The sequence below is a fragment of the Actinomadura litoris genome, from assembly GCF_009733595.1.
Classification (GTDB): domain Bacteria; phylum Actinomycetota; class Actinomycetes; order Streptosporangiales; family Streptosporangiaceae; genus Spirillospora; species Spirillospora litoris.
In genome coordinates this window covers 348474-371407 of sequence record NZ_WOFH01000009.1, presented here as the reverse complement: position 1 = coordinate 371407, position 22934 = coordinate 348474, and the positions used below count along the sequence as shown (strand labels likewise).

Sequence of the window (22934 nt, the reverse complement as noted above, 5' to 3'; positions counted from 1 at the left end):
GGTCGCCGGGTGCGGGCGGACGCGGCGGGGGTGGCGGGCGGTATCCTTCCCCGTGTCGGGTGCGCTGTGGCCTGTCCGAGGCCGTCGCAGCAGGTAGACAGCCCGACCAAGGAACCTGTCCGCGACGCCGAGGAGCCTCCCCAGTGAGCGCCAGCCGCCCGGCAGCCGTCATCGTCCTCGCCGCCGGCGAGGGCACCCGAATGAAGTCCCGCACCTCGAAGGTGCTCCATGAGCTGTGCGGGCGCAGCATGCTCGGCCACGTGCTGGCCGCCGCCCGCGAGCTGGAACCCGGGCGGCTCGTCGTCGTCGTGGGGCACAGACGGGAGCAGGTCGCCGAGCACCTCGCCGAGCACGCGCCGGACGCCGAGACCGCCGTCCAGGAGGTGCGGTCCGGCACCGGGCACGCCGTGCGGATGGCGCTGGAGCAGACCGGCGCGCTGGAGGGCACCGTGGTGGTCACCAACGGCGACCACCCGCTGCTGCGCGGGGAGACGCTCGCGGCGCTCGTCCGGTCCCACGAGGACGAGGGGAACGCGGCGACGATCCTCACCACCGAGTTCCCCGACCCGACCGGGTACGGCCGGATCGTGCGGGCGGCCGACGGCAGCGTGGCCGCGATCGTCGAGCACAAGGACGCGAGCGAGGCCGAGCGGGCGATCAACGAGATCAACGTCGGCATGTACGCCTTCGACGGGTCGCTGCTGGAGGCCGCGCTCAAGCGCGTGACCACCGACAACGCCAAGGGCGAGGAGTACCTCACCGACGTCGTCGAGATCATGCGCGCCGACGGCCACCGCGCGGGCGCCCACCTCGCCGCCGACTGGGTCGAGACCCAGGGCGTCAACGACAAGGTGCAGCTCGCCCAGGCGCGCCGCCAGCTCAACGACCGGATCCTGGAGGCGCACATGCGCGCCGGGGTCACGATCGTCGACCCGGCGACCACCTGGATCGACGCGGGCGTGACCGCCGAGCCGGACGCCGAGATCCTCCCGGGCACCCAGCTGCACGGCGAGACGCACCTGGGCGAGGGCGCCCGGGTGGGTCCGAACTGCACGCTGACCGACACCCGGGTGGGCGCGGGCGCCACCGTCGCCAACGCGGTCTGCGTCAGCGCCGAGATCGGCCCCGAGGCGTCCGTGGGCCCCTACGCCTACCTGCGCCCCGGCACGAGGCTGGGCCGCGGGGCGAAGGCGGGCACCTACGTCGAGACCAAGAACGCCGACATCGGCGAGGGCTCGAAGGTCCCGCACCTGACCTATGTCGGTGACGCCGAGATCGGCGAGCACTCCAACATCGGCGCCGGCTCGGTGTTCGTGAACTACGACGGCGTCGACAAGCACCGCAGCGTGATCGGCTCCCACGTCCGGACGGGCAGCGACAACATGTTCGTCGCGCCGGTGACGGTCGGGGACGGCGCCTACACGGCGGCCGGCTCGGTGATCGTCCAGGACGTCCCGCCGGGGGCGATGGCGGTCGCGCGGGCCCCGCAGCGCAACGTCGAGGGCTGGGTCGAGCGCCGCCGCGCCGGCACCCCGTCGGCCGAGGCGGCCCGCCGGGCCACGGAGGACGCGGGCGAGTAGGCCCGGCAGGCGGGACAACGACGTTCCCCCGAACAACAAGGCAGTCCGTGTGACACACGGCGAGTGGGGACAACAACCCACGTAGGAAAACAGTTCGAGCAAGGGGAGTTGTCAGAGGTGAGTGGGATAAAAGCGAGCGGTCAGAAGAAGCTGATGCTCTTCACCGGCCGAGCCCACCCGGACCTGGCCAAGGAAGTAGCCGACAACCTCCAGGTCGACCTCACACCGACATCCGCGTACGACTTCGCCAACGGTGAGACGTTCGTCCGGTTCCTGGAGTCGGTGCGCGGCTCCGACGCCTTCGTGATCCAGAGCCACACCGCTCCGATCAACCAGTGGATCATGGAGCAGCTGATCATGGTGGACGCGCTGAAGCGCGCGTCCGCCAAGCGGATCACGGTCGTCGCCCCGTTCTTCGGCTACGCCCGCCAGGACAAGAAGCACCGCGGCCGCGAGCCGATCTCGGCCCGCCTGATGGCCGACCTGTTCAAGACCGCGGGCGCCGACCGCCTGATCACCGTGGACCTGCACACCGCGCAGATCCAGGGCTTCTTCGACGGCCCGGTGGACCACCTGTTCGCCCTGGACCTGCTGGCCCAGCACTTCGAGCGCCGCCTGGACACCTCGAAGGTCACGGTCGTGGCCCCCGACGCGGGCCGCGTCCGCGTCACCGAGCGCTGGTCGGACCGCCTCGGCGGCGTCCCGATGGCGATCATCCACAAGAAGCGCGACCCGGACGTGGCGAACGAGGTCAAGGTCTTCGACGTCGTCGGCGAGGTCAAGGGCCGCACCTGCGTGGTCGTCGACGACATGATCGACACCGGTGGCACCATCGTGAAGGCCGCCGACGCCCTCTTCGACCACGGCGCGACCAAGGTGGTGGTGGCCGCCACCCACGGCGTCCTGTCGGGCCCCGCGGTGGACCGCCTGAAGAACTCCAGGGTCTCCGAGGTCGTCTTGACCAACACCCTCCCCATCCCCGAGGACAAGCAGTTCGACAAGCTCACCGTCCTGTCCATAGCCCCCCTGGTGGCCAGGGCCATCAACGAGGTCTTCAGCGACGGATCGGTAACAAGCCTCTTCGGCGGCCATAGTTAACCTTGCGGCGCCCTTGGCGCCGGTCGCTGCCGCTCCCTCCTTCGGCGGGCCCCGCGGCGATCGCCGCATCGCTCCGAACGCGCCTGGCGGCGAGGCAGCCGACGTCTGAGCAGCCGCCTGAGGTCGTTGCGTCGCGTGAAGAGACCAGCCCGAACGAACGCGCAGAGGGCGACCAGCGCGGGGCCCGGCCCGCGGCAAGGGACGGTTGCGATCGCGTCCGAAGGCAAGTTCGAGCCTGCGAGAACTTGATCGCGAAGCGAGCCGCCAGGCGAGACGAAGCGATGCCAGCGATCGCCCGGAGTGTCCGCCGAAGGAGGGCGCTCTGCGCCCGACGCCAAGGACACTCCAATAGATACTGCTAGACTTGTGCAATCCGCGTATGCCCCGGGTCGTTCAGTGCGGTGCCTGTCTGGAGTCGCACTCCCTGGGGAACGCAAAGAATCTTCGAGGCGCCTGACGCGTCGAGCATCGCCTGATTCGCTCTGTCCGTAGCGGACGTCCATGACGGACGGCCGTGGATCGCAACAAACGAGGAGTTTTCGCCGTGTCCGAGGTACGCATCGCCGCCGAACCGCGCACCGAGTTCGGCAAGGGTGCCGCGCGGCGCACCCGCCGGGCCGGCAAGGTGCCCGCCGTCCTCTATGGTCACGGCACCGACCCGCAGCACATCTCCCTCCCGGGGCACGAGCTGATGCTCGCGCTGAAGACGCCGAACGTGCTGCTGACGATCGAGGGGCTCGGGGACGGGTCGGAGCTGGCGCTGCCGAAGGACGTGCAGCGCGACCCGATCAAGGGGTTCCTGGAGCACGTCGACCTGCTGCTGGTGAAGCGCGGTGAGAAGGTCGTCGTGGACCTGCCGGTGAACGTGGTCGGCGACGTGGTCGCGGGCGGCCGCCTCGTCCAGACCGAGGTGCAGATCTCGGTGGAGGCGGAGGCGACGCACATTCCGGAGTCGGTGAGCCTGGACATCACGGGCCTGGACATCGACTCGCAGGTGCTCGCGAAGGACCTGAAGCTGCCGCAGGGCACCGACCTCGCGGCGGACGAGGAGACGCTGATCGTCCAGATCGTGGACGCGACGGTGTCGACCGAGCCGGCCGCCGAGGAGAGCGAGGAGGCCGCGGGCGAGGGCGCCGAGGGCGCGGAGCCCGCCGCCGAGTAGGGCTGAACGTGTGCAGGCCCCCGCAGGTATACCTGCGGGGGCCTTCGCGGTGAAGGAGGCGTGGTGGACGTCTGGCTGGTGGTGGGCCTGGGCAATCCGGGCCCGTCGTACGCGGGCAACCGGCACAACGCCGGGTTCATGGTGGCGGACGTGCTGGCGGAGCGGGCCGGCGGCAGGTTCAAGTCGCACAAGGCGCGGTCGGACGTGCTGGAGGGGCGGCTGGCGGGTGAGCGGGTGGTGCTGGCGAAGCCGCGGACGTACATGAACGAGTCCGGCGGCCCGGTGAAGGCGCTGCGGGATTTCTACAAGGTGCCGGTGGAGCGGCTGGTGGTCGTCCACGACGAGCTGGACGTCCCCTACGGGGCGCTGCGGCTGAAGCGGGGCGGTGGTGACAACGGTCACAACGGGCTGCGCTCGGTGACCAGGTCGCTGGGGGACAAGGAGTACCTGCGGGTCCGCTTCGGGGTGGGGCGCCCGCCGGGGCGGATGGACGCGGCGGCGTTCGTGCTGAAGGACTTCTCGGCGGCCGAGCGCAAGGAGCTGGCGCTGGAGGTCGACCGGGCGGCGGACGCGGTGGAGGCGCTCCTGCGCGAGGGGCTCGGCGCGGCACAGAACACCTATCACGCGGGGTGACAGGTCGGTTTCGTCCTATGTCGGCCGCGGGAGCGCGACAACGGTAATGGCCTCGTAAGATTCATCACGGATGAGCATCGTGATGTTTGTGAACCTGGAGCGCCCCTCGCCCGTCTTCGAGGTGAGCCGGGCATTCCGGGGCGGGCGTTACAGGGGACGGTGAGGGCGTATGGCCATCGTTGACAAGGTCGAGGCCGAGTCACCGGTGAGCCGTGATCAACGACGTCCCCCGGCGCAGAACTGGGGGGTGCGGTACCGCCGGTTCGCGGGCGCGCTCGACTTCCTCAGCATGTTCGCGGCGGGTGTGATCGCGTTCGCGCTCCGCTTCCCCGGTGTGCCGAGCGACCCGACGGCGCCGTACGTGGCGCTGACGGTGGCGCTGCCGGTCCTGTGGGTGCCGATCCTGATGCTGTGCCGGGCCTACCAGCCGCGCTACATCGGCGTCGGGTACGAGGAGTTCCACCGGGTGCTGCGGGCGGGGTTCATCTTCACCGCGACGCTCGCGATCCTCGCCTACGCGACGAAGACCGAGGTCGCGCGCGGCTACGTGGTGATGGCGATGCCGCTCGGCACGTTCCTGGACCTCGTGGCCCGGTACCGGCTGCGCAAGTGGCTGCACCGCAAGCGCTGGAACGGCGAGTGTATGCGGCGGGTGGTGGCGGTGGGGCACCGCACGTCGGTGGCCGACCTGATCCGCCTGCTGAAGCAGAAGCGCTACCACGGGATGAGCATCGCGGCGGTGTGCCTGCCGGCGCCGCTGGTGTCGGGCGACGACGCGGTCGGCGAGGTCGAGGGCGTGCCGGTGCTCGGCCACTTCGGGCAGGCGGCGGCGGTCGCCGAGCGGATCGGCGCCGACTCGGTCGCGGTGCTGGCGTGCCCGGAGATGGACGGGGTGGCGCTGCGGCGGCTGGCGTGGCAGATCGAGCGCGACGACGTCGAGTTGGTGGTGGCGCCCGCGCTGATGGACGTGACGGGCCCGCGCATCTCGATCCGCCCGGTGTCGGGGCTGCCGCTGCTGCACGTGGAGCACCCGGAGCTGGACGGCGGCCGCAAGATCCTCAAGGGCCTGTTCGACCGGACGGCGGCGCTCGGCGGCCTGGTGCTGATGAGCCCGCTGCTGCTGGTCGTCGCGTTCCTGATCAAGACGACGAGCGCGGGCCCGGTGATGTTCCGGCAGGTGCGGGTCGGGCGCGGCGGCCGCGAGTTCACCGTGCTGAAGTTCCGCACGATGGTGCAGGACGCGGAGTCGCGCAAGGGCGCGCTGATGGAGCGCAACGAGAACGACGGCGTGCTGTTCAAGATCCGGCAGGACCCGCGGATCACCCGGGTCGGGCGGTGGCTGCGCCGCTACTCCCTGGACGAGCTGCCGCAGCTCATCAACGTGCTGCGGGGCGACATGTCGCTGGTGGGGCCGCGTCCGCCGCTGCCGGAGGAGGTCGCCCAGTACGGCGGCGACGTCTACCGCAGGCTGGTGGTGAAGCCGGGTCTCACGGGCCTGTGGCAGGTGAGCGGCCGCTCGGACCTGACCTGGGAGGAGTCGGTCCGGCTCGACCTGCGCTACGTGGACAACTGGTCGCTGGCGCTCGACCTGCAGATCATGTGGAAGACGTGGTCGGCGGTGTTCCGGGGCTCCGGCGCGTACTGACCCCGCGGTCTGAATCACCTATCACAGACGTCTGGGATCGGTAAGCGTCCTCGGGCATCCTGGCACCCTGGCACAAGCCGGGATCGGGTATCCATGAGATCGTGGGTCGGACGTATCTTCCGAGACAGGAACGTGATCGAGGGATGACGGACGGAGACGCCCCCGCGGCGGACGACCACGCCCTGGCCGCCGAGTTGGCCGCGGCGGCGGGGCGTGTGCTGCTGGGCGTGCGGGACGAGGTGGGGTTCGCCGACGCGCGGGCCCTGAAGGACACCGGCGACCTACGGGCGCACGAGCACCTCATGGCGGCGCTGCGCGAGCGCTGTCCCGGCGACGCCGTCCTCTCCGAAGAAGGCCGTTCCTCCGTCGCCGGCAAGCGGGCGCGGGGAGACGACCAGGCCCCGACGCGCAACACCGCCACCGCCGAGCGGCTCACCGCCGAGCGGGTCTGGATCATCGACCCGCTGGACGGCACCCGCGAGTTCTCCGAGGAGGGCCGCCGCGACTGGGCCGTGCACGTGGCGCTGTGGGAGCGCGGCTCCGGCGGCGCCGGCCGGCTGGCCGCGGGGGCGGTGGCGCTCCCGGCGCAGGGCCTGACGCTGCGGACGGCCGCGGCGGGCGGGGCGCTGCTGGTGCGGGACGAGCCGGTGGGGCCCGACCCCGCGACGGGCCGCGCCGGCGGGCGCGACCAGCCGCGCGAGGTGCCGCTGCACGCGCCCGCGCCGGACGCCGGGAAGCTCCGCATCGCCGTCAGCCGCACCCGGCCCCCCGAGTTCGTCGAGCGCCTCGCCGCGAAGATCGACCTGGACGTGGAACTGGTGCCGATCGGCTCGGCGGGGGCGAAGATCTCCGCGGTGCTGCTCGGCGAGGTCGACGCCTACGTGCACGCCGGCGGCCAGTACGAGTGGGACTCGGCGGCCCCGGCGGCGGTGGCGCTCGCGGCGGGCGCGCACGCGTCCCGCGTGGACGGGTCGCCGCTCGCCTACAACCGGGAGGACCCCCGGCTGCCGGATATCCTTGTCTGTCACCCGGTGTCGGCGTCGACGCTGCTGACCGGCATCAGGGACGGCTGACCGCGGGTCCGATCGACGGCGCTGACCCAAGGCGCTGACCCCGTTCTGACCCGCCGGGACGAAATCCCGGCGGGCCGACGTTCGAAACGGTGGGTGGGCATCCCCGCCAGTCCCATGCCACCGGCGCTTCTGCCAGACCATTGTGAAGAGAGCTCCAGACCATGCAGCGTTGTGACTATCTGCTGTCTCAGCTAGACGTCCTCGAAGCCGAGGCCATGCACATCTTCCGGGAGGTGGCGGCCGAGTTCGAGCGGCCCGTGCTGCTGTTCTCGGGCGGCAAGGACAGCATCGTGATGCTGCGCCTGGCCCAGAAGGCGTTCTGGCCCGCGCCGATCCCGTTCCCGGTGATGCACGTGGACACCGGCCACAACTTCCCCGAGGTGATCGAGTTCCGCGACCGGCGGGTCGCGGAGATCGGCGTCCGTCTGGTGGTCGCCTCCGTCCAGGAGTCGATCGACTCGGGACGGGTCGTGGAGGAGCGGGGGCGCCGCGCGTCCCGCAACCGCTTGCAGACCGTGACGCTGCTGGACGCGATCGAGGCGCACGAGTTCGACGCGGCGTTCGGCGGGGCCCGGCGGGACGAGGAGAAGGCCCGCGCCAAGGAGCGGGTCGTCTCGTTCCGGGACGAGTTCGGCCAGTGGGACCCGAAGAACCAGCGTCCCGAGCTGTGGAACCTGTTCAACACGCGGATCCGGCGCGGCGAGCACGTCCGGGTGTTCCCCCTGTCCAACTGGACCGAGCTGGACATCTGGGACTACGTGCGGCGGGAGGAGCTGGAGCTGCCGCCGATCTACTTCGCGCACAACCGGCCGGTGTTCGAGCGGGACGGGATGCTGCTGGCCGACCTGCCGTACGCGAACCGGGGCGAGGACGAGCCGGCCTTCGAGGCGACCGTCCGGTACCGGACGGTCGGCGACGCGTCCTGCACGGGGGCGGTGAAGTCGGCGGCGGTGACGCTGGAGCAGGTCATCGAGGAGATCGCGGCGACGCGGATCACCGAGCGGGGGCAGACCCGCGCCGACGACCGGGCCAGCGAGGCCGCCATGGAGGACCGCAAGAAGGAAGGCTACTTCTGATGGCCGCGCAGATGGACATCCTGCGGTTCGCGACCGCCGGCAGCGTCGACGACGGCAAGTCCACGCTGATCGGACGGCTGCTCTACGACTCGAAGTCGATCTTCGAGGACCAGCTGGAGTCGGTCGAGCGCACGAGCGCCGACCGGGGCGAGGAGTACACGAACCTGGCGCTGCTGACCGACGGCCTGCGGGCCGAGCGGGAGCAGGGCATCACGATCGACGTGGCCTACCGCTACTTCGCGACGCCGCGCCGCAAGTTCATCATCGCCGACACCCCCGGGCACATCCAGTACACGCGCAACATGGTGACCGGCGCGTCCACGGCCGATCTCGCGATCATCCTGGTGGACGCGCGCAAGGGCATCCTGGAGCAGTCCCGCCGGCACGCGTTCCTGACCACGCTGCTCCAGGTCCCGCACCTGGTGGTGGCGGTCAACAAGATGGACCTGGTCGACTACGACCGGGACACCTACGAGCGGATCGTCGGGGAGTTCACCGCGTTCGCCTCCAAGCTGGAGGTGACCGACCTGACGTTCGTGCCGATCTCGGCGCTGCACGGCGACAACGTCGTCGAGCGCAGCGTGAACATGCCCTGGTACGAGGGGTCGTCGCTGCTGCACCACCTGGAGCACGTCCACATCGCCTCGGACCGCAACCTGATCGACGTCCGGTTCCCGGTGCAGTACGTGATCCGCCCGCACGCCTCGACCGACCCCGAGCTGCACGACTACCGGGGCTACGCGGGGCAGGTCGCGGGCGGGGTGCTGAAGCCGGGCGACGAGGTCGTGCACCTGCCCTCCGGGCTGACCACGACGATCACCCACATCGACGGCCCGCACGGCCCGGTGGAGGAGGCGTACGCGCCGATGTCGGTCACGCTGCGGCTGGCCGACGACATCGACATCTCCCGGGGCGACATGATCGCCCGGCCGAACAACCGCCCGGAGGCCGCGCAGGACCTCGACGCGATGGTGTGCTGGATGACGCCGAACCGGGCGATGTCGCCGCGGATGAAGCTGATGATCAAGCACACCACCCGCACCGCGAAGGCGATGGTCAAGGACCTGCACTACCGGCTGGACGTCAACACCCTGCACCGCGACGACGAGGCGACCGAGCTGGGGCTGAACGAGATCGGCCGGATCTCGCTGCGGGTCACCCAGCCGCTGTTCGTCGACGACTACGGCCGCAACCGGCTGACCGGCGGGTTCATCCTGATCGACGAGGCCACCAACAACACCGTGGCGGCCGGCATGATCACCAGCACCCGGTAGCGGGACGGTAGCGGGACGCGGGAACCGGCCCGGCCGTTCACCTGTGCGGCCAGGGCCGGTCGCGCGCGGCCAGGGCCGGTCGCCTCGCCTTCGCACCTGGGTTGTGCCGGTAATGTCGGGAGTCATTCCCCTCCGGTTTCCGGCATCGTTGGAGTCCCCTTGAACCTGCCCGTCCCCCCGGGGCACCGCACGCCGCGCGCGTGCTCCCCGGGCCCGCGCGTCCCGGCCGCCGCGTGAAGGCGCTCGTGCTGGCGGGCGGCGCCGGGTCCCGGCTGCGGCCGATCACCCACACCTCCGCCAAGCAGCTCGTCCCGGTGGCGAACAAGCCGGTGCTGTTCTACGGGCTGGAGGCGATCCGCGACGCGGGCATCCGCGAGGTCGGCATCGTCGTCGGCGACACCGCCGCCGAGATCCGCCGCGCGGTCGGCGACGGCTCGCGGTTCGGCCTGGAGGTGACCTACCTCGTCCAGGACGCGCCGCGCGGGCTGGCCCACGCCGTCCTCATCGCCCGCGAGTACCTCGGCGAGGACGACTTCGTCATGTACCTGGGCGACAACTTCGTCGTCGGCGGCATCGACGGGCTGGTGGAGCGGTTCCGGGCGGAGCGCCCGCAGGCGCAGATCATGCTCACCCACGTGTCGGACCCGCGCGCGTTCGGCGTCGCCGAGCTCGACGGCGACGGGCGGGTCGTGGCGCTGGAGGAGAAGCCCGAGTTCCCCAAGAGCGACCTGGCGCTGGTCGGGGTGTACCTGTTCGGCCCGGCCGTGCACGAGGCCGTCGCGGGGCTGAGCCCGTCCGGCCGGGGCGAGCTGGAGATCACCGACGCGATCCAGTGGCTGATCGACAAGGGCCACCGGGTCGAGTCCACGGTGATCACCGGCTACTGGAAGGACACCGGCAACGTCACCGACATGCTGGAGGTCAACCGGCTCGTGCTGGAGAGCGTCGAGCCCGCCGTGCGCGGCGAGGTCGACGAGGCCAGCGAGCTGATCGGCCGGGTCGTGGTCGAGGAGGGCGCCCGCGTCACCGGCTCCCGGATCGTCGGCCCGGTGATCGTCGGCGCCGGGTCGCTCGTCCGCGACTCCTACCTCGGCCCGTTCACCTCGATCGACCGCGACTGCGCGGTGCTGGACAGCGAGATCGAGTACTCCATCGTGCTGCGCGGCGCGTCCATCGACGGCGTCGGCCGCGTCGAGTGCTCGCTGATCGGCCGCGAGGCCGAGGTCACGCCCGCCCCCCGCGTCCCGAAGGCCCACCGTCTCGTCCTGGGAGACCACAGCAAAGTGCAGATCAGCAAATGAGCGCGCCGCGGGTGCTGGTGACCGGCGGCGCCGGGTTCATCGGATCGAACTACGTGCGGGAGCTCGTCGGCGGCGCGTATCCGGCGTGGGCGGGGGCGGAGGTGACCGTCCTGGACAAGCTCACCTACGCGGGCAACCTGCGGAACCTGGAGCCCGTCGAGGGCGGGTACACGTTCGTGCACGGCGACGTCTGCGACGCGGGACTGCTCGCCGACATCGTGCCGGGGCACGACGTCGTCCTGAACTTCGCGGCGGAGTCGCATGTCGACCGGTCGATCGCGAGCGCGGGCGAGTTCGTCCGCACGAACGTCCTCGGCGTGCAGACGCTGATGCAGGCGTGCCTGGACGCGGGGACGCCCCGGATCGTCCAGGTCTCCACCGACGAGGTGTACGGCAGCGTCGAGGTGGGCTCCTGGGACGAGACCGCCCCGCTCGCGCCGAACTCGCCGTACTCGGCGGCCAAGGCGGGCGGCGACATGATCGCCCGCGCCTACGCCCGGACGCACGGGCTGCCGGTGTGCGTGACGCGCTGCGGCAACAACTACGGGCCCTACCAGTACCCGGAGAAGGTCATCCCGCTGTTCGTCACCAACCTGATGGACGGCCGGACGGTGCCGCTCTACGGGGACGGGGGCAACGTCCGCGACTGGATCCACGTCGCCGACCACTGCCGGGGCATCCAGGTCGCCGCCGAGCACGGCGAGCCCGGTGAGGTGTACCACATCGCCGGGACGGCGGAGCTGACGAACCTGGAGCTGACCCAGCGCCTCCTGGACGCGTTCGGCGCCGGCTGGGAGCGCGTCGAGCGCGTCGAGGACCGCAAGGGCCACGACCGCCGCTACTCGCTGTCGGACGCCCGCCTCCGCGCCCTCGGCTACGCTCCCCAGGTGCCGTTCGAGGAGGGGCTGGCGGCGACCGTCGCCTGGTACGAGAAGAGCCGCGACTGGTGGGAGCCGCTGCGCAAGCGCGCCGAGGACGCCCGGTGACCTGGCTCGTCACCGGCGCCGGGGGCATGCTCGGCACCGACCTGCTCGCCCGCCTGCCCGGCGACGCCGTCGCGCCGAAGCGCGGTGAGCTGGACCTCACCGACGCCTCGGCGGTGCGGGACGCGCTGCGGCTGCACCGCCCCGGCGTCGTGCTGAACTGCGCCGCGTGGACGGCCGTCGACGACGCCGAGACCCGCGAGGACGAGGCGCTCGCCGTCAACGGCACGGCGGTCGCCGCGCTCGCCGAGGGCTGCGCGGAGATCGGCGCGCGTCTCGTCCAGCTGTCGACCGACTACGTCTTCGACGGCGCGGGCGCCGAGCCCTACCCCGAGGACCATCCGACCGACCCCGTCAACGCCTACGGGCGGACGAAGCTGGCCGGGGAGCGGGCCGTCCTCGCCTACGAGCGCGGGTACGTGGTGCGGACGGCGTGGCTCTACGGCGCGCACGGGCCGAACTTCGTCCAGGCGATGGTGCGGCTGGCCGCCGAGCGGGAGACCGTGGACGTCGTCGACGACCAGACGGGCCAGCCGACCTGGACCGGCGACCTCGCCGACCGGGTCGCGGCCCTCGCCGCCCGCGCCGCCTCGGGCGAGGCGCCCCCCGGGGTCTACCACGGCACGAGCGCCGGGCGGACGACCTGGTACGGCCTGGCGCGCGAGGTGTTCACGCTGCTCGGCCTCGACCCGGGCCGGGTGCGGCCGACGACGAGCGACCGGTTCGTCCGCCCCGCGGCGCGGCCGGCGTTCAGCGTCCTCGGGCACGCGCGGTGGGCGGAGGCGGGCCTGGAGCCGATGCGCGGCTGGCGCGAGGCCCTGCACGCCGCCTGGCCGTCCCTGCGCGCCGCTGCGGTGACCGAAGTCCCGGCCCAGGGGAACCCGCCCGGCGGCTCGCCCCCCTGACCGCGCCTCGGCGGGCGCGGCATCGCTTCGCGATCTTCCCGGTGGGGCTCGCGTGACCGCTACGGCCACCGCCCGGGCGCTAGCCCAGCGCCGCGTAGTAGTCCAGGCAGTTCTGGTAGTCGGGCAGCAGGCCCGTCCGGCGGGCCTCGGCCAGCGTCGGGGCCTGCGCGTCCTTGGGGGACAGGAGCGGCTCGACGTCGCCGGGCCACTCGATGCCGATCTCCGGATCGAGGGGGTGGACGCCATGCTCGCGGCCCGGCGCGTACGGCTCCGAGCACAGGTAGACGACGGTCGCGTCGTCGGTGAGCGCCATGAAGCCGTGCCCGATGCCCTCGCCGATGTACAGGCACCTGCGGGTCTCGTCGTCCAGCCGGACGGCCTCCCACCGGCCGAAGGTGGGGGAGCCGACGCGGATGTCCACGACGACGTCGAGGACCGCGCCGCGCAGGCATGTGATGTACTTCGCCTGACCTGGCGGGACGTCCGCGAAGTGGATCCCGCGCAGGACGCCCTTGGACGAGGTGGAGCAGTTCGCCTGCGCCAGGTTCAGCGCGTGGCCGGCCTGCTTCTGGAGCGCGTCGCTCCGAAACCACTCGTAGAAGGACCCCCGCTCGTCGCCGTGCACGCGCGGGGTGAACAAGTAAGTACCGTTGATGCCGAGCGGATCCACATGCGCAAGAATGCCACACGGTTCCCCGCAGAGATGGACGTCACACAGTGAGAGCACACTCCTCGCGTGCGCTCCGCCTCGCCGCCGGAGGCGCGGCGGCCGCGCTCGTGGTAACGGCGGCTCCGGCGACCGCCGCGCCGACGCCGAAGCCGTCCCCCGCCGTGACGAGCACGGTGACCGCGTCGGCGGCGTTCCGCCCCGCCGACCCCCGGCTCGCGAGCCCCGCCGGGCTGGTCGCGGGCGTCGTCCACCCGGACATCTGGTGGACGATCGGGTCCGCCTCCGGCCGCCCGCAGCTGTTCGCGCTCGACACGCGCGGCCGCACCCGCGCCGCCTACACCCTCGCCGGCGTCAGCGGCGGCCTGGACGCGATCACGATCGTGAAGAACGGGTCGGGCCAGTCCGGGCTGTTCGTCGGGAACCTCGACCAGGGCCGCGCCGGGAGCCTCACGCTGTACCGCGTCCCCGAGCCGTCCGCGCTGGCGGGCGGCGCCCTCCAGGTCAAGCCGTTCAAGGTCCGCTACCCCGACGGCGGCCACCAGGGCGGCGCGCTGCTGGCCGACCCCGCCGAGAGCCGCGTCTACATCATCACCAGGGACGCGACCGCCGCCGCCGTGTTCGCGCTGCCGGGCGTCCTCGGGCCCCAGGTGAACGCGCTGACCCGGCTGCGGACGCTGGCGTTCCCCGTGCGCGGCGGCGAGTTCACCCGGGACGGCCGCGTGGTCCTCAAGACGACCCGGGACGTGCGGGTGCTCACCGGGATCCGGGAGCGGGTCGGTCAGGTCGTCCGGGCGGCCGTCCGGATGAGCGGCACCGCGTTCGCGGTGTCCGCGGACGGTAAGCGCGTCCTGCTCGCCGACCCGGGCCCGAAGCCGCTGTTCCGCTCCCTCACGCTGCCGACGGGCTCGGAGGGCGCGGCGCCGAAACCGGCCAGTACGCTTCCCGTCGGCGACCGGAGCTCGCCGGTGTCGTTCCCGTCGGAGTCGGGGCCGCCCGGGGGCCTGCTCGGCACCGGCGCCCTCGTCGGGCTGGTGCTGCTAGGGGTGCTGGGAGGCGCCTTCTACCTGCGCGGGCGCCGGCAGGGCTGACCATTCGGGAGCGGTCCGCGGCTCCGCCTCCGCCGCGGCCTCCCCGGCGGCCTCGGATGTCTCGGATGTCTCGGCCGGGGCGACCGGGTCGCCGCCGTGCCGCCGCATCGTCTCCGCCCACGCGATGATCAGCAGCATCCAGATGTTGGACACGTTGGCGGGCGCGGCGAGGCCCTCGGTGGTGATGCTGTCGACGAGGAAGAACGCGAGGATGCCGAACAGCATGCCCGCGTCGGCGCGCAGCGTCCGGTGCCGGGCCAGCGTCAGCAGCACGAACGCGAGCGTCAGCAGCAGCGCCACGAACGCGGCCGTCCCGACCGTGCCGTTGTCGACCAGCGCGTTGACGAACGCGTTGTGCCCGCCGCCGAGGCCCATCTCCTCCAGGAACATGCCCCGGGACGCGCCGAGCCCGTGCCCGAACAGCGGCTGCTCGGCGTAGGCCTTCATCGCCAGCGACCACAGGTCGGTGCGGGAGTTCAGCGAGGCGAGGGTCTCGGCGGACTCCCCCCGCGCGACGAACGCGAGGATCTTGTCGGAGAAGGCCAGCACGCCGAGGACGGCCACGGCGGCGCCCATCACCAGCACGTCCACCCGGCCCTTCGGCCCGCGCGCGGTGGTCAGCAGCACGAGCAGCCCTGCCGCGCAGCCGAGCGCGGCGCCGCGCGTGCCGGTCGCGACGAGCGCGCCCGACAGGACGGCCAGCGCCCCCAGGTAGACCATCGGATGCCACATCCGGTCACGCGGGGTCGTCCAGCGGATCAGGTAGCCGGCCGTCAGCAGCACCGCGATGCCCAGGTAGATGCCCGCCTGGACGGGGTGGACGTACAGCCAGTTGAACCGGTCCTCGGTGTTGCGCGTGCGCGGGAACGGGTGCGCGACGCCGATCGCGACCGAGACCAGCACGATCGCGATGAACACGTGCGCGAGCTTCCGCAGGTCGGCCAGGGTCGCCCGGGTCGCGAGCGTCTGCGCCAGGAACATCGTGATCATCAGCTGCGTGCCGCGGACGATGCCGAGCGGGTTGAACGGCGACCACAGCGCCGTGAACGCCACGTACCCGCAGAACACCCACCCCGCGAACAGCAGGCCGGTGGTGCGCCGCGTCGGCGGCCGCAGCCCGAAGGTGTAGACCAGGTACATCGCCGCCGCGCCGTACACGGCGATCTCCACCAGCACGGTCAGGTCGGCGCTGCCGCCCACCGCCTGGTCGACCTCGCGGCTGCGCAGCTTGTAGTCGCTGGCGAGCATGAGCGCGAGCGGGAGCGCCGCGGCCCACCACCCCGCGCTGGGCGCGGGCGGGGTGCGGCGCGGCAGGATCCCCTTCACGGTCATGATCGTCCTCGCAGGCTCTAAAGACGCGACCAAGAATACGGGCGGCGGGCCGGTAACCTGTCCGCTGTGAATCGAGCGACGTTGCCGGGCCCGGTCGTGTCCGCGGGCCGAAGTGTGATCCGCGGGTACGGCATGGGCACCGCCGCCCTGCGCCCCGGCCCCGACTTCCTGCTGATCGGCGCGAAGCGCGGCGGATCGACGTCGATGTACTACACGCTACTGGAGCATCCCCGGGTGATGCCCCTGTTCCCGAACGCGCGGCTGCTGCCCAAGAACAACCACACCAAGGGCGTCCACTACTTCGACTCCCACTACGACAAGGGCAGCGCCTGGTACCGGTCGCACTTCCCCGCGTCGGCGCGCCGCTCGGGCAAGGTCGTGGGGGAGGGGTCGCCCTACTACCTGTTCCACCCGCTCGCCGCCGAGCGCGCGGGGCGCGACGTCCCGGAGGCGCGGATCCTGCTCGTCCTGCGCGACCCGATCGAGCGGGCGTTCTCGCACTACCGGGAGCGGCGCCGGCAGAACGCCGAGGACCTCCCCTCCTTCGAGGAGGCCCTCGCCGCCGAGAACGACCGGCTGAAGGGCGAGGAGGCGCGGATCGTCTCCGAGCCCGGCTACCTCAGCTACGCCCACGAGCAGCAGTCCTACCGCGCGCAGGGCGAGTACGCCCCGCACCTGCGGCGCTGGATGGAGCACTTCCCGGCGGAGCGGGTCCACGTCGTCGCGGCGGAGGAGTTCTACGCCGACCCCCAGACGGCCGTCGACGGGGTCGCGCGCTTCCTCGGCCTCGACCCGGCGCCGCTGCCGCCGTCGGCGGTCAAGGTGTGGAACGCCGCGCCCAGCCAGGAGCTGAGCCCCCACACCCGGCAGCAGCTCGCCGAGCACTACGCGCCCTTCAACGCCGACCTGGAGGAACTGCTCGGCCGAACCTTCCCCTGGACCCGCCCGTGAACTCCCGCCCCTGAGCGGCCGGGCGCCTAGAAGAACGCGCCCACGTGGCGGGTGCCCGCCGGGCGGCCGAGGAGCTTGGCGATGTCGGCGGGCAGGGGCAGGGCCGTGGCCGTGTTGGCGCGGGCGGCGATGGCCGGGTCGAGGGCCCCCTCCGGGCTCGCGCCGGTCCCGCCGTCGTGGGCGGCGCCCCTCGCCTCCTGGCCGGTCGCCGACCGGAACCGGTCAAGGGCGCCGAAGGGCCGGTTCGACCACATGATCAGCGTGCGGGGGTTCGAGGCGCTCCGCCGGACGTAGAGGTTGCCGTTGACGGTGATGCCCATCCGCCCGGCGTCGCGCTTGCCGGTGTGGTCGGCCACGCACAGCAGGCACGGGGTGCCCGGACGGGCGTCCGCGAACGTGTTGTTGCTGATGCTGATCTTCTCGACCCGCCAGGTCATCGCCGGGTCCGGGGTCTTCTGCCGGGGGTCGCGGCCGGGCACGGACGGGTCGTCCGGGCGGCGCGGGTCCTGGTCGAGGCCGAGCGTGCGGCCGTTGCCGGACATGGAGTTGTTCCAGATCCGGACGTCGGAGGTGTTGTTGACCTTCAGGCCGTCGCCGGCGTTCCCGCTGATCACGTTGCCCGCGACCAGCGCCCGCGCGCTCAGCTCCAGCGAGACGCCGTGGTGGGCGTTGCGCAGGATCCGGTCGCCGGTGATCGTGATGTCGCGGACGGACTCGTCGATCCACAGGCCCTTGCCGAGGTTGTCGGTGATCGTGCTGCCGACCACCGCGACCGTCCGGGACCGGGTGATCTTGAAGCCGCCCGAGACCGGCGAGTACTTGAACCGCTCGCGGTTGTTGTGGTCCAGCAGCACCGACTCCAGGCGCAGGTCGTCGGCGGTGTTGGCGTGGACCCCGAGGAGCCCGTTGCGCGAGCTGGTCAGCCGCCGGACGCGGGCGTGCGCGGCGACCACGGTGAGGCCGGTCGTGGCGGACTCGGTGGTCGTCACGTTCTCGACCGTGATCCTCGGCGCGGTGACCCGGACCATGCCGATGTCGGGCAGCGCGGTGCCGTAGCGGCGGAAGCCGATGCCGCGCAGCGTGCTGCCCTCGCCGTCGATCGTGACGGCGATGCCGAGCGTGCTGGCGCGGACGTTGCGCCCGCGCGGGTCGGAGCCCATGTAGAGGCGGGAGGCGCCCTCGTCCACGAAGAACGTGCCGGGCTTGACCTGGCCGCGCGAGGCGACCTGCTCCTGCCGGACGCCGTCCACCCAGAGCTGGTCGGGGTGGGCGGCCATCGGGTGCTCGGGCGAGACGAACCGGAAGTCGGCCTTGTCGCTCGGCCGCGCGCCCTTGGTGTAGGTGGGGCTGGAGTCGAACCGCGTCGTCCAGCCGTCGCGCGCCCAGGCGGAGCCGTCGGCCCGCCAGCCGGTCACGAGCGAGCTCCCGTCGAACCAGACGGCCTCGCGGGGGAAGGACTGGATCGTCAGCCGCTTGCCCCTCGGCACGTCGACGCTCTCGTGGTAGACGCCGCCGCGCAGCACGACCGTGCCGCCGGAGCCCGCCCTGGCGACGGCCCTGCCGAGGCTGCGCAGCGGGTGCTCGCGGGTGCCCTGCGCGCCGTCGTCGCCGGACGGCGAGACGAACAGCGCCCCCTTCGGGACCTTGTAGGACGTGCCGCCGACCGGCAGCGACCCGGCCGGCGCGGTCGGGGGGGCGACCCCGTGCCCGCGGTCGTTCGACTGGGGAGCCCGCCAGCCGAGGAACCCGGCGCCCACGATCAGCGGCAGCGCGAGCACCCCGGCGAGCGTCGCCCGGTGCGGAATGTTCGGCATGGCGCGACCTCACCCCCGGATAAGTCCTGACCTACGAAAGTACCGACCACGGGCCCGTGCGGCCACTCCCGCACCGCGCCGCGCGCCCTCGCCGGGCGTCCCGTCAGGGGTGCAGCGTCCCCACGAACAGCGCCGCCTTGTGCCGGGCGTCGAACTTGACCCCGAGCGAGACCGACTTGTACCCCGAGGTCGGGATGTCGAAGGCGTAGGAGGCCCGCTTGTCCTTGCCGGGCGGCACCGAGCCGTAGAAGTCGTTGATGTTGGCGTAGGACGTCGGCCGCGCCTCGGTCTTGGCCGGGCCGTATCTGGCCACGACGCGCACCTGGTTGAGGTCGAGCGGCTTGGCCGAGCCGTTGGAGAAGCTCAGCGTGAAGATCGTGAGGACCCGTCCGGCGATCTGGCCGGGGCCGCTCACCTTGTTCCTGACGTAGCGGATCCCGCCGACCTTGACGGTGATCTTGTCGTCGTAGGTGACCGGCTTGCGCAGGCCCGCCGAGGACTTCAGGTCCAGCGACCCGGGCGCGGCGTTGACCTCCGCCTCCGGCTGGGTGCTGGGCGGCGGCGGGGGCTTGGCCTTCCCCGACTTCTTGTCCCCGCCCCCGCCGCATCCGGTCAGCGCCAGCGCGGCGGCCAGCGCCACGCCCGCCGCCGCGGTGAGGCGGCGCCCCTGACGCCGCCGGGGCGGACGTGGTCCGCGATCGGACATGCGGTTCTCCTCGTAAGAATGGTCCGGCTGGAAGATTCAAGCGCGCGGGGCCGGTCGCGGATGCGGCCGACCGGGGGCTGACCAGTCTAGACATGGTGACTCGGTTACTCTGCCTTTACTCGCGTGACCGTGGGGGTCATGGGAGCGGATTGGTGTGGATTGGCAGGGATGCACCCGATGAGACCTCTACCTTCGCATTGGCGTGTGCCGCGCGTACGGAGAACGGCGACGGCCGCCGCGACCGCCCTTTCGGCGGCGCTGCTGGGGCTGTCCGCCGTGCCGGCCCCCGGGGCCGCCGCCGACATCGACCCGCCCTCGGGGACGCCGCCGACGGTCAGCGCCGACCCGCTGCCGACCTGGCAGGTCAACGGTGTGGTGTGGAGCATGGTCACGGTCGGTGGCACGGTCTACGCGACCGGCGACTTCAGCAAGGCGCGCCCGCCGGGCACCGCCGAGGGCGACACGCGGGAGGTGGCACGCTCGAACATCCTGGCGTTCGACCTCGCGACCGGCGACCTGATCACCTCCTTCGCCCACGCGCTGAACGGCCAGGGCCTGCGGGTCGCGGCCTCGCCCGACGGCAGGCGCGTCTACGTCGGCGGCGAGTTCACCCAGGTGGACGGCAAGCCGCGGGCCCGCCTCGCCGCGTTCGACACCGCCACCGGCGCGCTCGACGAGGGCTTCGCGCCGCAGGTGTCCTCGATCGTGCGGGGCATCGCCGCGACGAACTCCAAGGTCTACTTCGGCGGCAACTTCTTCAACGTCAACGGCAAGTCCCGGACGCGCCTGGCCGCCGTGAACGCCTCTAATGGGGCCAACGACGACACCTGGCGCCCGACGGCCGACGACAACGAGGTGTTCGCGCTGGCCATGGCGCCGAGCGGGGACCGGGTCGTCATCGGCGGCCGGTTCCAGAAGATCAACGGTGCGGCGCACGTCGGCATCGGCGCGGTGAACACCACCGACGGGGCGTCGGTGGCCTGGAGCAGCCGCCCGATCCCCACCAAGCAGGACAGCACCCACTTCTCCTACGTCACCGACCTGTACGTCGCGGGCGACACCGTCTACGGCGCGGCGGACGGCGAGGGCGGCCACTGGTTCGACGGCCGCTTCGCCGCCAAGGCCGCCACGGGCGACCTGGTCTGGCTCGACAACTGCTACGGCGCCACCTACGGCATGTTCGTCCAGGGCCAGTCGGTCTACAGCGTCTCGCACGCCCACGACTGCGCCTCGCTGGGCGCGTTCCCCGAGACCAGGCCGCAGAGCTGGCAGCGGGCGCTCGCCGAGACGACGTTCCCGACCGGCACCGACAAGGCGCCGCCGGGCGCCAACAGCAACTACAGCGGGCAGCCGATCCCGAGCCTGCTGCACTGGTTCCCGACCCTGACGCCGGGGACGTTCACCGGCCAGTCCCAGGCCGCCTGGGCCGTGACGGGCAATGACGACTTCGTCGCGATGGGCGGCGAGTTCCCCAGGGTGAACGGGAAGGCGCAGCAGGGGCTCGTCCGGTTCGCGCTCAAGGCCAAGGCCCCGAACAAGACCGGACCGCTGAACGGGGAGATGGGCACCCCCACGGCCAAGGCCCTCCCCGACGGCAGCGTCCGCCTGGGCTGGAAGACCACCTGGGACATGGACAACGCGTCCCTCAAGTACGAGGTGCTCCGCGACGACGGCACCACGCCCGTCGGCTCGGTCGAGAAGGCGTCCACGTTCTGGAACCAGCCGTCCGCCGCGTTCGTCGACCGGACCGCGCCCGCCGGGGCCCACACCTACAAGATCCGCGCGGTGGACTCGACGGGCAACCGCGTGACCAGCGCCGCGTCCGCCCCGGCGACGGCCGCCGGCACGCCCGGCCCCTACTCCGGCGAGATCGGCGGCGCCGGCCCGAGCGCGTACTGGCGCCTCGGCGAGAGCAGCGGCCCCGGCTACGACTACGTGGGCGGGAACGACCTCACGTTCGGCTCCGGCGTGACCCGGTCCCAGACCGGCGCGATCTCCGGTGACCCCGACCGCGCGGTGAAGTTCGGCGGCACCTCCACCGGGACGGCCGCCAGCGGCGCGGCCGCCGCCCCGCAGAACTTCAGCGTCGAGGCGTGGGTGAAGACCACGTCCAAGACCGGCGGGAAGATCGTCGGGTACGGGAGCGCCGCGTCCGGGCTCAGCACCCGGTACGACCGCCACCTGTACATGACCAACGACGGGCGGGCCGTCCTCGGCGTCTACCCCGGATCGGCCAAGACGATCCAGAGCGCCGCCGGGCTGAACGACGGCAAGTGGCACCACGTCGCCGGCACGCTCGACGCCGACGCCGGGCTCAAGCTGTACGTGGACGGCCAGCAGAAGGCCGCCGACGCCTCGGTGAAGACCGCCGAGGCGTACGCGGGCTACTGGCGCGTCGGCGGCGACAACACCACCGGATGGCCGGCCAAGCCGTCCAGCGACTTCCTGAACGGGACGCTGGACGAGGTCGCCGTCTACCCCCGCGCGCTGACCGCCGCCGAGATCACCCGGCACCACGGCCTCGGCACCGGCGGCATCCAGCCGAACAAGCCGCCGACGGCCGCGTTCACCTCGTCCTGCGACCAGCTCGCCTGCGCGTTCGACGGCTCGGGGTCGGCCGACACCGACGGGACCGTCGCGGGCTACGCGTGGGACTTCGGGGACGGAAAGACCGGTGAGGGCGCCAAGCCGTCCCACACCTACGCGACGGCGGGCACCTACACCGTCAAGCTGAGGGCGACCGACGACCAGGGCGCGTCCGCCGAGGTCTCGCACCCGGTCACGGTCACCTCCGCGACGCTGGCGGCCGACGCGTTCGGCCGCACCGTCACCGGAGGCTGGGGCGACGCCGACTCCGGGGGCGCCTGGACCCGCAACGGCTCCGGCGGCGTCCTGTCGGTGGGCGGCACCGGGCAGATCGCGCTCGGCGCCCCCGGCAACAGCGGCGGCGGCTACCTCAACGGCGTGTCCTCGGCCGGCACCGACCTGACGTTCACGGTGGCGCTCGACAAGGAGGGCACCGGCAACGGCGTCTACGTCTCGCCCATCGGGCGCCGGGTCGGGAGCGCCGACTACCGGGCGCGGGTCCGGCTGCGGCCGAGCGGCGCGGTGTCGCTCAAGCTCAGCCGTACCGCCGCGGGGAACGCCGAGACCGACGTCGCCGCGGAGCAGACCGTCGCGGGCGTGGCCTACGAGGCGGGCAGGCCGCTGCACGTCAGGCTCCAGGTGACGGGCACCTCGCCGACGACGCTGAAGGCCAAGGTGTGGGCGGACGGCGCGGCCGAGCCCGACTGGCAGCTCACCGGCACCGACTCCACCGCAGAGTTGCAGACCGCCGGCGCCCTCGGAGTGTGGGCCTATCTCGCGGGCAACTCCACCAACGCGCCCGTCGTCGCGTCGGTGGACGATCTGGTGGCGGTCCGCGCCACCGGCTGAACCGGTCCGCGTGATCGGAAACGGTGACGCGTGAAAGTGCCCCGGGGTTTACGCCCCGGGGCACTTTCTTTATGGCGTTGGACAATGACATCGGGCGTGGCGCGCGGGGAACTCTTGCGTTCCATGAATTCGGTCACGATTTCATCGGTTGTCCGATGCCGCGGACGGGGCGACCGCTAAGCTCTCCAGATCCAGCGTGGCCGTAGGG

The 22934-nt window shown here is 72.3% G+C and carries 18 protein-coding genes; 14 read left to right on the top strand and 4 right to left on the bottom strand.

Going from position 1 to position 22934, the window contains the following annotated elements; genetic code table 11:
- The first annotated feature begins 143 nt into the window (after positions 1-143).
- The 11 genes from glmU (at position 144) to rfbD (ending at position 12730) form a co-directional block, all read left to right on the top strand.
- Entirely contained in the window at positions 144-1580 is a 1437-nt protein-coding gene (glmU, locus tag GNZ18_RS25815) for a bifunctional UDP-N-acetylglucosamine diphosphorylase/glucosamine-1-phosphate N-acetyltransferase GlmU (protein WP_214620840.1), read from the top strand.
- Between the two features lie 117 nt (positions 1581-1697).
- The gene (locus GNZ18_RS25810; RefSeq protein ID WP_214620841.1) at positions 1698-2678 is read left to right on the top strand and encodes a ribose-phosphate diphosphokinase; all 981 of its coding nucleotides are present in this window, start codon (positions 1698-1700) and stop codon (positions 2676-2678) included.
- 544 nt (positions 2679-3222) lie between these two features.
- On the top strand, positions 3223-3840 hold the full coding sequence (locus GNZ18_RS25805; RefSeq protein WP_214620842.1) for a 50S ribosomal protein L25/general stress protein Ctc: 618 nt from the start codon (positions 3223-3225) through the stop codon (positions 3838-3840).
- Between the two features lie 63 nt (positions 3841-3903).
- Positions 3904-4473 (top strand): aminoacyl-tRNA hydrolase, encoded by a 570-nt coding sequence (gene pth / locus GNZ18_RS25800; protein WP_242894867.1) that lies wholly within the window; start codon positions 3904-3906, stop codon positions 4471-4473.
- A 169-nt stretch (positions 4474-4642) separates the two neighbouring features.
- Complete coding sequence (locus GNZ18_RS25795; protein WP_156219097.1) at positions 4643-6118, top strand: sugar transferase; 1476 nt, start codon at positions 4643-4645, stop codon at positions 6116-6118.
- Between the two features lie 143 nt (positions 6119-6261).
- On the top strand, positions 6262-7191 hold the full coding sequence (locus tag GNZ18_RS25790) for an inositol monophosphatase family protein (protein WP_156219096.1): 930 nt from the start codon (positions 6262-6264) through the stop codon (positions 7189-7191).
- A 161-nt stretch (positions 7192-7352) separates the two neighbouring features.
- The gene (gene cysD, locus GNZ18_RS25785; RefSeq protein ID WP_156219095.1) at positions 7353-8267 is read left to right on the top strand and encodes a sulfate adenylyltransferase subunit CysD; all 915 of its coding nucleotides are present in this window, start codon (positions 7353-7355) and stop codon (positions 8265-8267) included.
- An 11-nt stretch (positions 8268-8278) separates the two neighbouring features.
- Entirely contained in the window at positions 8279-9541 is a 1263-nt protein-coding gene (locus tag GNZ18_RS25780; RefSeq protein ID WP_156219184.1) for a sulfate adenylyltransferase subunit 1, read from the top strand.
- Positions 9542-9774: 233 nt separating this feature from the next.
- On the top strand, positions 9775-10842 hold the full coding sequence (locus GNZ18_RS25775; RefSeq protein ID WP_214620915.1) for a glucose-1-phosphate thymidylyltransferase: 1068 nt from the start codon (positions 9775-9777) through the stop codon (positions 10840-10842).
- Positions 10839-11828 carry a dTDP-glucose 4,6-dehydratase gene (gene rfbB / locus GNZ18_RS25770; protein WP_156219094.1) on the top strand — a complete coding sequence of 330 codons (990 nt, stop codon included), beginning with the start codon at positions 10839-10841 and terminating at the stop codon, positions 11826-11828. Before GNZ18_RS25775 ends, rfbB begins: the two co-directional genes overlap by 4 nt.
- Positions 11825-12730 carry a dTDP-4-dehydrorhamnose reductase gene (gene rfbD / locus GNZ18_RS25765; RefSeq protein WP_308166516.1) on the top strand — a complete coding sequence of 302 codons (906 nt, stop codon included), beginning with the start codon at positions 11825-11827 and terminating at the stop codon, positions 12728-12730. Before rfbB ends, rfbD begins: the two co-directional genes overlap by 4 nt.
- 79 nt (positions 12731-12809) lie before the next feature.
- Here rfbD and rfbC read toward each other — a convergent pair whose 3' ends face one another.
- A complete protein-coding gene (gene rfbC / locus GNZ18_RS25760) occupies positions 12810-13400 on the bottom strand; it encodes a dTDP-4-dehydrorhamnose 3,5-epimerase (protein ID WP_214620846.1) in 591 nt (196 codons plus the stop codon).
- A 47-nt stretch (positions 13401-13447) separates the two neighbouring features.
- Between rfbC and GNZ18_RS25755 the strand changes: the two genes are divergently transcribed.
- On the top strand, positions 13448-14488 hold the full coding sequence (locus GNZ18_RS25755) for a hypothetical protein (RefSeq protein WP_156219093.1): 1041 nt from the start codon (positions 13448-13450) through the stop codon (positions 14486-14488).
- On the opposite strand, the gene GNZ18_RS25750 is transcribed toward GNZ18_RS25755, so the two are convergent.
- Positions 14438-15820: an O-antigen ligase family protein gene (locus tag GNZ18_RS25750; RefSeq protein WP_156219092.1), complete on the bottom strand. Its 1383-nt coding sequence runs from the start codon at positions 15818-15820 to the stop codon at positions 14438-14440. The two genes, GNZ18_RS25755 and GNZ18_RS25750, sit on opposite strands and share 51 nt — an antisense overlap.
- 66 nt (positions 15821-15886) lie before the next feature.
- Between GNZ18_RS25750 and GNZ18_RS25745 the strand changes: the two genes are divergently transcribed.
- The gene (locus tag GNZ18_RS25745; RefSeq protein ID WP_156219091.1) at positions 15887-16771 is read left to right on the top strand and encodes a sulfotransferase; all 885 of its coding nucleotides are present in this window, start codon (positions 15887-15889) and stop codon (positions 16769-16771) included.
- Positions 16772-16797: 26 nt separating this feature from the next.
- Here GNZ18_RS25745 and GNZ18_RS25740 read toward each other — a convergent pair whose 3' ends face one another.
- Together GNZ18_RS25740 and GNZ18_RS25735 are read right to left on the bottom strand one after the other, a co-directional pair.
- Complete coding sequence (locus GNZ18_RS25740; protein ID WP_156219090.1) at positions 16798-18585, bottom strand: right-handed parallel beta-helix repeat-containing protein; 1788 nt, start codon at positions 18583-18585, stop codon at positions 16798-16800.
- 103 nt (positions 18586-18688) lie between these two features.
- Positions 18689-19291: a hypothetical protein gene (locus tag GNZ18_RS25735; RefSeq protein WP_156219089.1), complete on the bottom strand. Its 603-nt coding sequence runs from the start codon at positions 19289-19291 to the stop codon at positions 18689-18691.
- A gap of 204 nt (positions 19292-19495) precedes the next feature.
- On the opposite strand from GNZ18_RS25735, the gene GNZ18_RS43785 reads away from it, so the two are divergent.
- A complete protein-coding gene (locus GNZ18_RS43785) occupies positions 19496-22726 on the top strand; it encodes a LamG-like jellyroll fold domain-containing protein (protein ID WP_156219088.1) in 3231 nt (1076 codons plus the stop codon).
- Positions 22727-22934 lie beyond the last annotated feature (208 nt).

Excerpts from the sequence above, each read along its gene's own strand:
- GNZ18_RS25795 (WP_156219097.1), top strand. The coding sequence starts at position 4,643 with ATGGCCATCGTTGACAAGGTCGAGGCCGAGTCACCGGTGAGCCGTGAT.
- GNZ18_RS25790 (WP_156219096.1), top strand. The coding sequence starts at position 6,262 with ATGACGGACGGAGACGCCCCCGCGGCGGACGACCACGCCCTGGCCGCC.
- cysD (WP_156219095.1), top strand. The coding sequence starts at position 7,353 with ATGCAGCGTTGTGACTATCTGCTGTCTCAGCTAGACGTCCTCGAAGCC.
- GNZ18_RS25780 (WP_156219184.1), top strand. The coding sequence starts at position 8,279 with ATGGACATCCTGCGGTTCGCGACCGCCGGCAGCGTCGACGACGGCAAG.
- rfbB (WP_156219094.1), top strand. The coding sequence starts at position 10,839 with ATGAGCGCGCCGCGGGTGCTGGTGACCGGCGGCGCCGGGTTCATCGGA.
- GNZ18_RS25750 (WP_156219092.1), bottom strand. The coding sequence starts at position 15,820 with ATGACCGTGAAGGGGATCCTGCCGCGCCGCACCCCGCCCGCGCCCAGC.
- GNZ18_RS25740 (WP_156219090.1), bottom strand. The coding sequence starts at position 18,585 with ATGCCGAACATTCCGCACCGGGCGACGCTCGCCGGGGTGCTCGCGCTG.
- GNZ18_RS25735 (WP_156219089.1), bottom strand. The coding sequence starts at position 19,291 with ATGTCCGATCGCGGACCACGTCCGCCCCGGCGGCGTCAGGGGCGCCGC.